Here is a 15210-nt window from a genome sequence, read left to right on the forward strand (position 1 = left end):
TTCCAGGGGACTCAGGCCGCCGCCGCACCCCGGCGGCGTCCGGACACGGCGCGTGCCAGGACGAGCAGGCCCAGCAGCAGGCCCGCGTCACTCCCGGACGTGGCCCCACACCCACAACCCTGGGCCTGGGTGGTGACGCTCACTGGCGCGGAGGTCGCCGTGTTGCCCGAGCCATCGGTGATGACCGCCGTGAGGGTGTGCTCGCCCGCGGGCAGCTGGGTGCTGTCCCAGACGGTGCTCAACGTGGTGTCCGTGCCCTGGGCGAGCTCCACCCCGTCCACGAGGATGGCGAGCCTGGCCACCGTGGTGCCCGCGGCCACCGAACCCCGGGCGGTGATGGTCACCGCACCCGAGACGGTGCCTCCCGTGGGCTCGGTCAATGCCACCGTGGGCGGGGCGAAGGTGTCCACGCGGATGTCCGTGGAGCCGGTGATGCTCGCGTTCGCCGTGTCCGTCAGGGTGAGGGTCGTCTGGCCTCCGGAGCGGAACGTCACCTGGGTGCCTCCGAGCAGACCGTCCGCGAAGGTCGCGGTGGCGGGGAGGGTGGCCTTGGAATCCGAGCTCGAGAGCTTGACCTGGCCCGCGTAGGACGTGGCCACGTTGCCGTGGGCGTCGAAGGCCGTGGCGGACAGCGTCGTCTCCTGGCCCGCTTTCACGCTCGGAGCCAGCTCCAGCACGAGCCGGACCGCCGGGCCCCCCACCACCGCGAACGCCGCGCTCGTGGCGGCGACCGTGCTGGGGGCGCTCGCCACCAGCGTGTAGCCACCGCCAGCCTTGCGCAGGCTCAGCGTGTCGAACGTGGCCACGCCGTTGACCAGGGTGACCGAGGTGGTGCCCAGGAGCGTGTCACCTCGCGGGTTCTCCCCCAGCCCCACCGTCACGGTGCGGGAGCTGTCGTTGATGAGCGCGCCACTGGCGTCACGCAGCTCCACCTGGATGCCGCCCATGGCCAGACCCGCCGTCGCGCGCGTGGGGCTGGATTTGAACACCAGCCGGGCCGCGCCCTCCGAGGTGAGGACGTTGAAGGCCGGGCTCGTCACGGAGAGGGAGGGGGCCGCCGTGGCGACGAGCGTGTAGCCCGTTCCCGCGCGGTCGATGCCCAGGCTGCCGAAGGTGGCCACGCCGTCCACGGCCGCCGCGGTGGCGCTCCCCTTGAGTGAGCCGCCGCCCGGGTTGTTGCCCAGGGACAGGGTGATGGTGGAGGTGGCCGAGCTCACGGTGTTGCCGAGCGCGTCCGTGATGGCCACCTGCACCGCCGGGAAGAAGACGGAGCCGGCCACGTGCTCGCCAGGCGGCACGCGGAAGACGAGCGCCGAGGCTGCACCCGGGGTGATCTCGAAGGCCGCGCTGGTGGCGTCCGCCGCGCCGGTGGCCTGGGCGAGCAGGGTGTAGCCCGTGGCCGCCCGGTTGATGGACAGGTCCGGGAAGGTGGCCACGCCGCTCACGGTGCTCCGTGTCGCCGTGCCCGAGAGTGTTCCCCCCGCCGGATTGGCCCCGAGCGAGAGGGTGATGGTCCGGGACGTGCTGGTGACGCGGTTGCCATGGGCATCCAGGAGGGCCACCTGGAGGGCGGGGCTGATGGCCGCGCCCGCGACGGTCCGGGCCGGGCCCATGACGAAGGAGAGCCCCGTCACCGCCCCGGGGGTGATGTCGAACGGGGCGCTGAGCAGGTCGGGCAGGCCGCCCGCGCGCGCCAGGAGCCGGTAGCCCACCGCCGCCCGGGTGATGGACAGCGAGTTGAACGTGGCCAGGCCGGCGCTCGCCGTCACCGTGGTGGTGCCGCCGAGTGTGCCTCCCGAGCCTCCCTGGAGCGTGAGGGTGACGGCGCGCGTATCCGCCACGCGCCTGCCCTCGGCGTCCTGGAACTCCACCGCGATGGTGCCCAGGTTGCCCGCCGGCGTGTTGACGGGGCCCGGCTTGAACACCAGCTGGGTGGCCCCGGCCAGGGAGACGATGTCGAAGGCCGTGCTCGTGGCGGAGGAAACGCCACTGGCGGAGGCCACCAGCGTGTAGCCCGTGCCCTGCTTGTTGAGGGAGAGGTTGGAGAAGGTGGCCACGCCGCTGACGGCCGCCACCGACGTGCCCCCCCCGAGCACTCCGCCCGAGGGGTTGTTGCCCAGCGCCAGCGTGACGGTGCTGGACATGGACGTCACGCTGTTGCCCCATGCGTCCACGAAGCCCACCTTCACCGCCGGGGCGAGGACCGTGTCCACGCTGGTGCTCGCCGGCTGGACGGTGAACGCCAGTGCCGAGGCGGCGCCCGGGGTGATGGAGAAGGGGACGCTGGTGGCGCTCGTGAGCCCCGGGGCGCTCGCGGTGAGCGTGTAGCCCGTGGCGGCCTTGTCGATGGAGAGGGTGGAGAAGGTGGCCACGCCGCTGACGGCATTCACCGTGAGCGTGCCGGAGAGCGTGCCTCCCGAGGGGCCGCCCAGGCTCAGGGTCACCGGGCCCGTGGAGCCCGTGGCGCGGTTGCCCAGCGCATCCTGGAGCTCCACCTCGAGGGCGGTGAGCTGCTCGCCCGCCACGCCATTGGCCGGGGCCGAGCGGAAGACGAGCCGTGTCGCCGCGCCGTCCGTCACGTTGAAGCCCGCGCTGGTGGCGGCGAACGCGCCGAAGGTGGCTCGCAGCGTGTAGTCCGTGCCTGGCTTGTCGAGGGAGAGGTTGGAGAAGGTGGCCACGCCGTTGACGGCCGCCACCGTGAGCGTGCCAGCCAGGGTGGCACCCGAGGGGTTGTTCCGCAGCGCCAGGGTGATGTTGCCACTGGAGGACGTCACGGTGTTGCCCAGGGCGTCCTGGAAGGCCACGCGGACGGCGGGCGAGAGGGCCTCCCCCGCGGGGGTGTTGCCCGGCTGCGAGAGGAAGGCCAGCGCCGTCACCGTCCCCGGTTCCACATTGAAGGCGGAGGACGTCCTGGCGGGCAGGCCGGTGACGGTGGCCTGGAGGGCATAGTCCGTGCCCACCCTGTCCACGGAGAGGTTGGTGAAGGTGGCCACCCCGGCCGTGGTGCTCGCCGTGGTGGGGCCGCTGAGCGTGGCCCCCGCGGCGTTGACGAGCGACAGCGCCACCTGGAAGGGCGAGCCGGTCACGGGCGCACCCGCGCTGTCACGCACCTCCACCTTCACTGAAAAGGCCGCCCCCACGGCCGGGCGGGTGGGGGGCTGCTGGGTGAAGACGAGCTGCGTGGCCGTGGTGGCGCCAATGTTGAAGCCGGTGCTGGTGGCCGGGGTGAGACCGGGGGAGGTGGCGGACAGCGTGTAGTTGCTGCCCACCCGGTCCACCGCCAACGTGCTGAACGTGGCCACGCCCGCCACCGCGCTCTCGGTGGTGCTTCCTCCCAACACGGCGCCGGCCGGGTTGTTGGCGAACGCGATGGAAATCGCGTTGGTCGCCTCCGTGGCCGGGTTGCCGTACGTGTCCTGCAGGGCGACCTTCACGGCCGGGGTGAGGGTGCTTCCCACGACGGTGTGGGTGGGCTGCTGGGTGAAGACGAGCCGGCTCGGTGCCGCCGCGGCGATGGTGAACGTGCCGCTCGTCACGGGCGTGAGTGTGCCCGAGCTCACCGCCAGCGTGTAGCCCGCCCCCGCCTTCTCGATCTCCAGGTTGAAGAAGGTCGCCACACCACTCACGGCATTCACCGAGAGCGTGCCCGAGAGCGCGCCGCCGCTCGGGTTGCTGCCCAGCGACGCGGTGACGGTGGAGGTGGCGCTCGTGGGGTTGTCGAATTTGTCCAGCAGCGCCACGCGCACCTCGGGCGTGAACGCGGCCCCGGCGACGCCGTCCGAGGGCGGGGTGAGGAAGGCGAGCTTGGAGGGGGCGTCCGCGGTGATCTGGAACGTGGAGCTGGTGGCGCCCGTGAGGCCCGTGGCGCTGGCGGCCAGCGTGTACCCCGCGCCCACCTTGTCGAGAGACAGGTTGCTGAACGTGGCCACGCCCCCCACCGGGTTCACGGTGAGCGTTCCGGACAAGCTCCCCCCGCTCGGATTGCTGGCCACGGAGAGGGTGACGGCCTGCGTGGCCTGCGGCGCGGGATTGCCCGAGGCATCCAGCAGGGTCACCTTCACGGCCGGCGTGATGGGCTTTCCCGCCACGGTCGTTCCGGGCTGCACCGTGAAGGCGAGCTGGGTGGCGGGAAGGTAGGTGACGGTGGTGCTGGCGCTGCCCCTCACCGCGCTCCTCGTCGTGTCCACCGCGGTGATGGACTGGGTGCCCGAGGTCTTGAAGCTGACGGACACGTTGGCCATGCCCGCGCTGAAGGCCGCGGTGGCCGGGAGGACGGCCAGGGCATCGGTGCTGGTGAGGTGGGCGGTGCCGGTGTAGCTGGTGGCCGTGTTGCCCGAGGCGTCCAACGCCGTCAGCGTGACGGGAATGGACGTGTTGGCCAGGACCGGGCTGCTCAGGCCCGACAGCCGGTACGTCACGGCCGAGCCCGTCGGCACCGAGCGGGGAGTGCAGGCAGTCCCGCCCCCCTTGACGCGGACGTTGTCCACGTAGAAACCCTCGTATCCAGAGATGTTGTCCGAGGTGAAGCGGAAGCCAAGCCAGAGGGTGGAGTTCTGCAGCGCGTCCAGGTTGACGGTGACGGCCTTCAGCGAGCCGTTCGCGCCCATGTTCGTACCCGAGCTCGTGTTCGACCAGACCCTGATTCCACCCACGGTGCGGTCATAGCCTCCCGAGGAGATGTAGGGCGCCGAGCTGGTCGCCGCATCGCCGACAGGGGTCCAGGGGCCGGTGGCGCCATTGACGCTGTAGACGAGCGAGGCTCCATCGTAACCGCTCTCCACGCTGTACCAGATGTTGAACGTCATCTGGTTGCCTGACCCGGGGGAGAGGCGAAAGCCGTTGATGCCACTGCTCACCGTGCCGTTGCCTCCCAGCGACAGGATGGCCTGCATGTCGTCTGGGTATTCTCCTCCGCACGTCAGGTTGTTCGCGCCGAACCGGTACGCGTTCGTGGCCGACTGATAGCGGCAGTTGCTGACGATGTTGAGGGTGTCCGTGCTCCCGCTCGTCGCCGTGGGAATCCAGTACGCGGAGGCATTCGGGGGGCGGTTGCCATCGAAGTCATCGAAGTAGTTCGCCATGGGCAGGACCGTGCGCTGGACCGTGTTGGTCTCCTCGATCGTGCCGGCGGCGGCCTCTGCGGCGCGCACCACGTAGTGATACGCGGTGTCGTTCGCCACGTTCGCGTCATCCGAGAAGGAGGTCGCGCTCATGCCGGTGGCGATGCGGTTGGCCGCCGAGGGGATGAAGCCCGGGGTGGTGCTCCGGTACACCGAGTAGGACACCGTTCCGCCGCATCTGGCGGTCGCCGGGGACCAGGACAGCGTGTTGGTGCAGGTCGACGTGGCGGCGCTGCTCGCGCTCTCGAGCCCCGCGAAGGAGGGGGGCTGCGAACACGTGCCGTTGGCCACGGCCGAGACCTCGGCGGACCTGGGCGACTCCGAACACACGGTGGCGGAGACCGTGTAGTAGTACCGCACGGAACCCGGCAGGCCGGTATCGGAATAGGACGGCGTCGCCACGGTGGCCACCGGGGTATGGGGCCCGCCCGCGGTCGTGGAGCGGTAGACGGTGTAGCTCGTGGCCCCGTTGGCGTTCCAGCTCAGGTCGATGCGGTTGTTGCCCACGGCGCTCGCCGTCAGGCCCGTGGGCGTCACCCCCGCGGTGCAGATGGCCGGGGTCGCGTTGTAGACGACGAGCGCGAAGTCCTGGTCCAGCGGGCTGCTGTTGCCGGGCACTCCGTCCGAGGAGATGTTGGACGCCATCACCGTCACGGTGAGGGGGCCCGAGATGCCCGCGGGAAGGAAGACGCTCTCCACGTTGTTGGCGCCGTCCGCGGCCCCCCCGGTGGTGGAGTTGGCACCGGCGAAGACGTTGCCCCTGTAGGTGGTGCCGTTGTGGACCACGGTGAGGTCCAGGTTGTTGTTCCAGGCCGCGCCAGCGGTCGAGCCCGGCGCGTCCGTCCAGGCCAGGGTGATGCGCACGGGCTTGCCGCTGTCGGCGATGGTGCCGAGGAAGGTGCGCGACTGGCCGGTGGCGGTGAACATGCTGGCTGTCTTCTGGTCATCCAGGATGCGCGCCGTACCGTCGAACGCCCTGCCCAGGTCCACCGCTCCCATGCCCTGGCTGTTGGAGAAGAGGCTGTCCGCCGCGCCCGTGCCCGTGAGGTAGCGGCCGGAGTTCATCAGGTAGGCCTTCGTCATCGCGGGGCTGGGCGGCGTGCTGCCCTGATTGATGAAGTGCTGGCGCACGAGCGCCGCGCCGCCCGCGACCACCGGGGTTGCGAAGCTGGAGCCCGTGGAGGCCACGAACCACTGCTGCCCGGCCGGGTAGAAGACCGTGGAGGGTCCGCCGCAGATGCCATCGCCCGTGAAGCAGGTGAGGGCCTGCCCGGAGGCATTGGGCGGAGTGTTGCTGCGCTGCGCGTCGGATTGGGGTGCGCCGCCCACGATGTGCGTGCCAGGCGCCACGAGGTCCGGCTTCTTGCGGCCGTCCGCGGTGGGGCCTCGTCCGGAGAAGCCCGCCATATCCATCGCGCTGTCGGCGAGCGTGTCGAAGACGCCGCACTGGTCAGGGCCACCGAAGGGGCGCACGTTCTCGGAGGCGCCTACGGTGATGACGTTCTTGGCCGTGCCAGGGCTGGCCAGGCTGTTGGCCGCGCCGCCATTGTTGCCCGCGCTGAAGACGATGACCATCTCCTGGTTGCCCGTGGCGGGCACCGCCGAGCCCGTGGGCTGCGCGTCACGCACCAGGGCGTCGTAGCGCTGCGATTCCGAGGTATAGCCGTTGTCGGTGCTATCCCAGCTGTTGGTGCTGATGCGCATGCCGTCGCCATAGGCGCGCGACTGGAGGTCCTCGTAGTCGGGATAGGTGAAGTCGTCCGGATCGAAGATGACCGAGGAGCCCATCCGCACGAAGGGGGCCACGCCCAGTCCGTGGTAGAAGCCGCTGCTGTCCTTGAACTGGGAGGCGTCCCGGGTGGCGTGCCCGCCGAGCACATGCGCCACCATGGCGCCATGGCCGTCACACCCCTGGAGCGAGCTGGCGCTGTTGGGCGTTCCCACCAGCCGGGTGTAGGCCACGCGGCTGGCCCTGGTGACGTCGCCCCCCGTGTACAGACCGAAGTGGTTGGGCACCGTCGAGCCGTTCTCCAGCCCGCTGTCCGTGATGTCCACGCCAAAGCCCGACGCGGTGAACTGCGCCTGGGTGAAGCCCTTGCTCCCCAGCCACGTCAGGTAGCTCGTGGTGGCGGGGCCCGTGCCCGACAGTTGCCCGGCGGCGATCAGCGCCTGCCGCTCATCCGCCTTCCGGGGCGTGAAGCGGGGCTGGATGGACACCACGTCCGGCCGGGTCGCGATCTCGAAGAGCCGCTCGCGCTCCAGGGACACCACCACGTTGACGTAGCCCAGGGCCTCCTGGATGACGGCCTCGCGCTTCTGGTGCCGGCGTACCCATTCCAGCGTCTCGCGGTTCGCCTCGTCGTCCTGGAGCAGTTGGAGGGAATACGTGTCCGTCCGTGGTGCCGAGGCCAGGGAGGGCGCCAGCTTGTAGTCGTTCAGGTACTCGCCGTTCCACTGGATGGCGGGTGTGTTGCTCACGTGCGTCCTCAGCCGCTCCAGGGCCGCCGCATCGCCGTACACGAGGTAGGCGTTGTGGGGGATGTACGCCACCACCCGCACGCCCGCGGCCGTGAGTCCCGCGTACCACTCGGGCTGGATGGGACCCACGAACTGCACCAGGTGCATGCGCTTGCCCGCCCCCCCCGTCTTCATGCCCCGCAGGGAGTGCCCATGCGCGGACGCCGTGTCGATGACCCCCGCGTTGAGCAGCAGATCATTCGAGTCGTCCCGGACGTCCACGCCTTCGCCCTCGGGCAGGGTCCCCAGGGCCGCGTCCTCCACCTCCACCAGCCGGAAGGCGCCATAGTCGGCGAGCGTCCGCGGGGCCTTTCCCGCGCGCTCCAGGCGCAGCGCCTGCTCGGCGCTGAGCTGGACCTTGTGCCGCGCCAGGCCCGAGCGGACGCCCTCGCGCGTGGGCGCCGTGGGGACCTGTTCCTGGGGCCCGCACGACAGGAGGAAGAGAACGAGCGTCGCACCGAGCCAGGGCAATGCGCCCGGACCGGCGCCCCCCTGGGGACGCCGGGTTGCGGAGATGATCATGGGTGAGGGCCCCCCAGCGCCGCCCATCGGGCCCGGCGCGAATCGTTGAGGTCGAGCGGAAGGCAGGTATCAAATACCCGACACTCGACGAAACATGTTTTTCACTGGGAGCGTTTGTTCGCGTGGCGGAGTGTCGAGAAGTGGACGAAGCAGCGCCCCTTCAGCGGTTTCAGCGGGGGTTTTTACGCGAATGGGTTGACGCGGAGGTTCCCTGTGTCCTCGCTGCTATTCTTTTTCAACCCGGAAGGTGGATCTGCCCATGAGCCAGGAGACAACGCCCCGGCTGTTCACGCTCCAGACCCACGAAGAGTACGGCTTCCATACGGGAGTCCGGGCCGACGGCACCCAGGTGCTCGCGGGCGGATTCCACGGCCATATGGTCGCCTATTTCTTCGATGCCCAGGGGGCCATGTGTGGAGGTACGCGTCAGGCCTGGAAGCACACGTCGACCGTCAATCCGCGCACCGGGCTCCTGTTGACGCTTCCCTCCACTCTGCGCAAGGAGAACGAGCAGCAGTTCTCCGCGTGGTTGAAGCGGCTGGACTTCGCGCCGGGTCCCATCCGCGTGCAGGCGTTCGGCGACGAGGAATACCAGACGGGCATCGAGGAGCTGCCCTCCCACCTCCGCGAGCTCGATGAGCAGGATCCGGAAGGGCGCGCGGACGACGAGCGCATGCGGGACGAGTGGCTCGCGCGGGGCAGCTTCGTCTTCTTCTGGAACAACGACTTCTTCATGAACGCGGATGGCACGGTCTCGAGCAGCTGAACGTCGCGCCAGAAAATCTCCACGGAGGGAGCCGCCTGGCGGAAACTGCCGTCATGTCCATGGATGCGTTCTGGCGCGTGTATTCGAGCCTCCCTCGAGCAGGCCCCGGAAGTGACGCGACGACCCTCGAGGCACTGCGCCGCCTCCAACCCTGGCTCCCCGCCTCCCCCCGGGTGCTCGATCTGGGCTGTGGTCCCGGACGGCAGACGCTCGCCCTGGCACGCGCGCTCGGCTCGCCCATCACCGCCGTGGACATCAACGCCTCCTTCCTCCAGAGGTTGGAGGCGGAGGCCGCCGCCCAGGGAATCAGGCACCTCGTGAACACGCGGTGCGCGGACTTCGGGGCGCTGGAGGAACCACCCGGACAGGCGGATCTGCTCTGGTCCGAGGGCGCCATCTACAACCTGGGCTGGGCGGAGGGGTTGCGGCGGTGGCGCCCGTTGCTGAAGCCCGGCGGCGTGATGGCCATCACTGAGGCCACGTGGCTCACGGACTCACCCCCGGCCGAGATCGCCGGCTTCTGGCACGAGGTCTACCCGGCCATGGGCACGGTGGCGTCCAACATGGAGCTGGCCCGCCAGGCGGGTCTCGGGGTGATCGACACCCTTCCATTGTCCGCGTCGGATTGGTGGGAGGGCTACTTCGAGCCCCTCCAGGAACGCGTGGCATTCCTGCGGGAGCAAGCCCGGGAAGATTGGGTCCTGGCTGCTGTCCTGGACGATGCGGAGCGGGAGATCGCGCTCTACGCTCATCATGGAAGCACCTACGGGTACGTCTTCTACCTGTTGTCCGTCCCTGGACCAACATGAGTGAGCGAATCGCGCTGCTGTACGAATCCGGGGCGGGGCTGGCTCCGCTCGACGGGTGGCCCAGCTGAGGGGAACGCGCGCGCAGGTCCGAGACTTCTCGGTCGACGTCCTTGGCAAGACCCGGGAGACTGCGAACGAGAGGAGGATGTCATGTTCAAACGCGCGTTGGCTGGTGCGGCTCTGCTGGCAGTGGCGGTAATGTCGGGCTCCCTGGGGTGCCGGTCCGCTCAACGGTTGGGGCCCGACACCAGGACAGAGGGAACTTCAATGAAGGCCATTTACTACCTGGAAATCGTCAGCAACGACGTCGACGCCCTTTGTGGGCTCTACGAGCGCGTGCACGGTCTCACCTTTGGTCCCCCGGATGCGGACCTCGGGCAAGCCCGTGTCGCGACAGCGCGGGATGGATCCCTGGTGGGCATTCGCAAGCCCCTGGCCGCGCACGAGGCGCCCATCATCCGGACCTACGTCGCGGTGGAGGACATCCACCGAGCAGCGAAGGAGGCCGAAAACCAGGGCGCCATCGTTGCCTACCCTCCGACCCGGCAGGGGCAGCGGGGAAGCTTCGCAATCGTCATCCAGGGAGACGTGCAACACGGCCTCTGGCAGCCCTAGCGGAACCGCGGTGAAGGTCGCTCTCAGGCCTTCATCAGCCCGTTCACCTGCGGATAGGGCATCGACTCGGCGGTGACCGGGGCCGACAGCCCATCCTTCAGGAAACCGCCCGCCAGCCGCGCCGCATGGGCGTACATGGCCTCGGAGATCGTGCTGCCCGCCGTGATGCGCCGCACTCCCAGCTTCTCCAACTCGGCGGCGGGGGCGAGGGTGGGGCGGGCCATGATGTTCACCGGCAGGCGGGTGCCCTTCACCATGGCGGCGATATCCCCCAGGTCGGTCATGCCCGCGGGAAAGATGCCGTCGGCGCCCGCCTCCTCGTAGAGGCCTGCGCGGCGGATGCATTCGGCGGCGCGCTGTCCCTCGGGGGCAAGCCCACGCAGATAGACGTCGGTGCGGGCATTGATGAAGATGTCGAGGCCTTCGCGCTTCAGGGCGGCGCGGATCGCCTTGATGCGGGCGGCGAGGTTTTCGGGCGGCAGGTCGGCATCCTCGATGTTGAGGCCCGCGACGCCCAGGCGCGCGACGGCGGTCACGGCGGAGGCCACTTCCTCCGGCGTGTTGCCGAAGCCGCGCTCCATGTCGAGGGTCAGGGGCACATCGATGGCGCGGGTGATGGCGCTGGCGGTCTGCAGCAGGCGCTCGAGCGGCAGGGCGTGGCCGTCCTTGTAGCCCCAGGCCCAGGCGACCCCGGCGCTGGTGGTGGCGACGGCCTTGCCGCCCAGGCTCTCGATGAGGCGCGCGCTCCCGGCGTCCCATGCGTTGGCCAGGATCAGGATGCCGGACTGATGCAGGCGGCGGAAGTCGGCGGTCTTGGTCATTGTTTCCTCCCAGGTGTTCGACTGGCCGCTTCTATCGCACGGACCGCGGCGCGGTGCTGGCCGTTTTCGGACCTGGTGAGGGCTACCGCGCGCTCCACGGCCGCCCGGGACCTACTTGGCCGCCGCGATGGATTTCCGGAAGAGCGCCAGGCTGTACGTGAAGAACCCGAGGCCTATCGCACTCACCATCAGGAACTGGGTCCAGACCGCGCTCAGGCCGCCGCCGCGGTAGATGATCACCTGCGAGAAGCTGACGAAATGCCGCGCGGGCAGGAGGTAGGTGAGGTACTGCAGCCATTTCGGCTGACTCTCCACCGGTGTGCTCCCGCCCGAAAGAAGCATCAGCACGAGGATCACCAGCGTGATCAAGAGCGCGAACTGGGCCATCGACCGCGAGACCGTCCCCAGGAAGATCCCAAGCGCCGTCGCGAAGAAGAGATAGAGGACGACCCCCAGGAACCACAGGAGGACCGACCCGGCGAACGGCACCTTCAGCGCCATCCGCACCACCAGGAAGAGCGAAGCCCCGGTTGCGACGAGAATCACGAGGCTGTTGGCCCACACCTTCGCCATCGCGATCTCGAACGAGCTCAGCGGCATCACGAGCAGGTGTTCCAGCGTTCCATGTTCGCGTTCGCGGATCACCGCGGCGCCCGTGAGAACGACCGTCAGGAGCGTGATCTGATTGATGATGGCCACCACGCTCTTGAACCACGAAGAGACTCCGTTCGGGTTGAACAGCTTGCGAACGACGAGGTTGACCGGCTTGCTGGGCGAGGCTTCCGTGCGCGAGAGGAAGGACGAGACACGGTCGTTGATGATGTTCTTGATGTAGCCGGCGCCGATGCCCGCCTGCTGCATGGCGGTCGCGTCGATGTTCACCTGGATGGCGGGATTGCGCCCCGAGCGAAGGTCATGCTCGAAGCGGGGTGGGATCACCACGACGAACATGTACTGGCCCCTATCCATCCTCCCCTGGACTTCGTCGGCCGAGATATTCTCCGGCAGCTTGAACCGCGGTGGATAGAAGGCGTTGAACAGCTCCTTGGACAAGGCGGAACCGTCCTCGTCCACGAAGGCAATCGATGCGTTGTTGACCTCGCTCGAGGTTCCCGTCGCCTGGACGTAGATCGCGAAGCTGAACGCATAGATGACGAAGGCGACCATCACGAGATCGCTCGTCAAGCTGCGGATTTCCTTCAGCCCAAGCCAGAAGATGTTCAGCAGTGCTTTCACAGCTACTTCTCCTGCTTTCTCAGGCCAGCGACACTGATCGCCCAGAAGATTGGAATGCAGCAGGCCAGGAAGGCAATGTCCCCTAGCAAGAGGGACGCGCCGAGGCCCTTGGTATAGGCACCCACACTCGTGTGCATGTAGTAGGAGGCCGGCCAGATCGAGCCGATGAACCCGGCGCTTCCCTCGAGCGTCGAGACGGGCTGCAGCAGCCCGGAGAACTGGATCGTCGGCACGATGGTGAGAATGGCCGTCACGAAGACGGCCGCGACCTGGCTGCTCGTGAATATCGACGTGATCATCCCGAGGCCCGTGGTCGCCGTGACGTACAGCAACGTGCAGAGCATCAACATCAAGAAACTGCCCTTGATGGGGACACGAAACACGATCAGCGCCAGGAGGGTCAGGATGAGGAAGTTGATCATCCCGATCGCGATATAGGGAAGCTGCTTCCCCAGCAGGTACTCGAACCTGCCGGTCGGGGTGACATAGAAATTGATCATCGAGCCCAGCTCCTTCTCACGCACGATGCTGACCGCCATGAGAATCGCCGGTATCAAGAGCAGCAGCAGCGCCGGAACGCTCGGCACGATGGAGTAGATGCTCTGGAACGTCGGGTTGTACATGTACCGCTCTTCGATGCCCGCCTGGCCTTTCTGGGGTGTGGCCGTCTGCAGACCACTGGCGGGATCGCTCAGCGCGGTATTGTGCACCCCCTGGACGTACTGCTCGACCGTATCGCCGCGGAAGGTCATGGCACCGTCCACCTGAGCCATGATCTCCGGCCCGACGCCGCGGCGGAAGTCCCTGCCGAAGTTGGGTGGGATCTCCAGGACGACCGAGATGTCATCCGATTGCAGGCGTCTGAAGGCTTCCTCGTCCGAGTAGGCCGGCGGGGTAGGGGAAAAGAACCGGCCCGAACCGGCGAATTGCTCGAGATACATCCGGCTATCGGGAGACTGGTCGAGGTCGAGCCATGAATAGCGGATGCGCTCGACATCGGTGGTGATCCCAAATCCGAAGACCAGCATCAACAGCGCGGACCCCAGGAAGGCAAACGTCAATCGAATGGGATCGCGAAGGATCTGCATCGTCTCGTTGCGGGAATACGCGAGCATCCGGCCAACCCGCAGCCGGAGGCCGGACTGCACCGGCGGAGGTGCTGAGGGGGTACCCGCCTTCTCCACCGCTGTTTCCTGGACGGGAGCTCCGCGGCGTGACGCGGCGTCGGCAATCGCATCTTCCATGTAGCCGATGAAGGCCTCCTCCAGGCTGGAGGCGTTCCGTGCTTCGATCAGCTTCTGTGGCGCGTCACAGGCCAGCACCCTTCCCGCGTTCATGAGGGAGATGCGGTCGCAGCGCATCCCTTCATTCATGAAGTGCGTCGTCACGAAGATGGTCACGCCCTGCTTGCGCGAGAGATCGATCAGCAGCTCCCAGAAGCTGTCCCGAGCGACGGGATCGACGCCCGAGGTCGGTTCATCCAGGATCAATATCTGGGGCTCGTGCAGAACGGCGACGGCCAGGGAAAGCCGCTGGCGCAAGCCCATGGGCAGGTCGTCGGCCAACGCATCGAGGTGCGAGCGCAGCCCGAACCTCTCGGTCAACTCATCGATGCGGGCTTTCGCCTTCTCGGGCTCGATGTGATACAGGCGCGCATGCAAGGCGAGGTTCTGGTTGACGCTCAGCTCGCCGTAGAGAGAGAAGGCCTGCGTCATGTATCCGAGGTTTTCGCGCACCTCCATGCTGCCGGCTTCGACCGAGCTGCCGAAGAGCTTCGCGCTTCCCTCGGTGGGCGGCAGGAGCCCGGTCAGCATCTTCATGGTCGTCGACTTTCCGCAGCCGTTGGAGCCGAGGAAGCCGAAGATCTCGCCGCGCTCGATCGCCAGGGTGACATGGTCCACCGCGGTGAAGTTGCCAAAGCGCATCGTCAAGCCATTGGCTTCGATGGCAATCTCGGACGTGCCCGAGACCCGGGGCGGAATCGACAGCTCCGTATGCCCCCGCCGCATCTCTTCCGGAAGCAGGGCGATGAAGCATCGCTCCAGATCCTTCGTGCCCGTCCGCTCCATCAGCTCGGCGGGAGACCCCGTTGCCAGCACGCGCCCGGCGTCCATGGCCACGATCCAGTCCCAGTTCTGCGCCTCGTCCATGTAGGCGGTGGATATGAGGACGCTCATGCTGGGGCGTCCCGCCCGGATCTCGTCGATGAGCGTCCAGAACTGGCGCCTGGAGAGCGGATCCACGCCCGTGGTGGGCTCGTCGAGAATGAGGAGGTCCGGCTCGTGGACCAGAGCGCCGCAGAGCCCCACCTTCTGCTTCATTCCGCCCGAGAGTTTGCCGGCCGGGCGATCCGGAAATGGGTCGAGCCCGGTGGCGGCGAGCAGCTCGTTGATCTTGCTCTGACGCTCCTGGGCCGACAACCCGAACAAACGCGCCATGAAGTCGACGTTGTCGTAGACGCTCAGTTCGAGATAGAGATTCTTTCCAAGGCCCTGCGGCATGTAGGCGACCCTCGGGCCAATGGCGCGCCGATGCCGCACGTCCCGCATGTCCCCATCGAGGACCATGACACTCCCGTCCTGGATCTCCTTGGAGCCGGCGATCAGCGCCATGAGCGTCGACTTGCCGACGCCATCGGAGCCCACGATTCCCGCCATGATGCCGCTGGGGATATCGAGGGAGATTCCATTGAGCGCAACGACCTTGCCATAGCGGTGGGTCACGTCCTTGACGGAAACAACTGGCTTGCCGCTCGCTCCGGCGGAAGACACGGATGAGACCATGGATGAGTCTCCGGGCTGCTC

The 15210-nt window shown here is 68.0% G+C and carries 7 protein-coding genes; 3 read left to right on the top strand and 4 right to left on the bottom strand.

From position 1 onward, the window contains the following. Positions 1-11: 11 nt before the first annotated feature. Positions 12-8159, bottom strand: coding sequence for a S8 family serine peptidase (locus BO221_RS49955; protein WP_073568034.1), 8148 nt, complete (start codon positions 8157-8159; stop codon positions 12-14). Positions 8160-8418: 259 nt separating this feature from the next. Between BO221_RS49955 and BO221_RS49960 the strand changes: the two genes are divergently transcribed. The 3 genes from BO221_RS49960 to BO221_RS49970 all read left to right on the top strand — a co-directional run bounded on the left by BO221_RS49960 (position 8419) and on the right by BO221_RS49970 (position 10349). Then, positions 8419-8925, top strand: coding sequence for a hypothetical protein (locus tag BO221_RS49960; protein ID WP_073568035.1), 507 nt, complete (start codon positions 8419-8421; stop codon positions 8923-8925). 53 nt (positions 8926-8978) lie between these two features. Then, complete coding sequence (locus tag BO221_RS49965; RefSeq protein WP_073568036.1) at positions 8979-9734, top strand: cyclopropane-fatty-acyl-phospholipid synthase family protein; 756 nt, start codon at positions 8979-8981, stop codon at positions 9732-9734. Between the two features lie 267 nt (positions 9735-10001). Then, entirely contained in the window at positions 10002-10349 is a 348-nt protein-coding gene (locus BO221_RS49970; RefSeq protein ID WP_073568082.1) for a VOC family protein, read from the top strand. Positions 10350-10372: 23 nt separating this feature from the next. On the opposite strand, the gene BO221_RS49975 is transcribed toward BO221_RS49970, so the two are convergent. The 3 genes from BO221_RS49975 to rbbA form a co-directional block, all read right to left on the bottom strand. After that, the gene (locus BO221_RS49975) at positions 10373-11170 is read right to left on the bottom strand and encodes an isocitrate lyase/phosphoenolpyruvate mutase family protein (protein WP_073568037.1); all 798 of its coding nucleotides are present in this window, start codon (positions 11168-11170) and stop codon (positions 10373-10375) included. A 111-nt stretch (positions 11171-11281) separates the two neighbouring features. Beyond that, positions 11282-12406, bottom strand: coding sequence for an ABC transporter permease (locus BO221_RS49980; RefSeq protein ID WP_073568038.1), 1125 nt, complete (start codon positions 12404-12406; stop codon positions 11282-11284). 2 nt (positions 12407-12408) lie between these two features. Further along, entirely contained in the window at positions 12409-15189 is a 2781-nt protein-coding gene (gene rbbA, locus BO221_RS49985) for a ribosome-associated ATPase/putative transporter RbbA (protein WP_073568039.1), read from the bottom strand. Positions 15190-15210: the final 21 nt, after the last annotated feature.

Origin of the sequence: Archangium sp. Cb G35, from assembly GCF_001896145.1 — a bacterium.
In the GTDB taxonomy this organism is placed as follows: Bacteria; Myxococcota; Myxococcia; order Myxococcales; family Myxococcaceae; genus Archangium; species Archangium violaceum.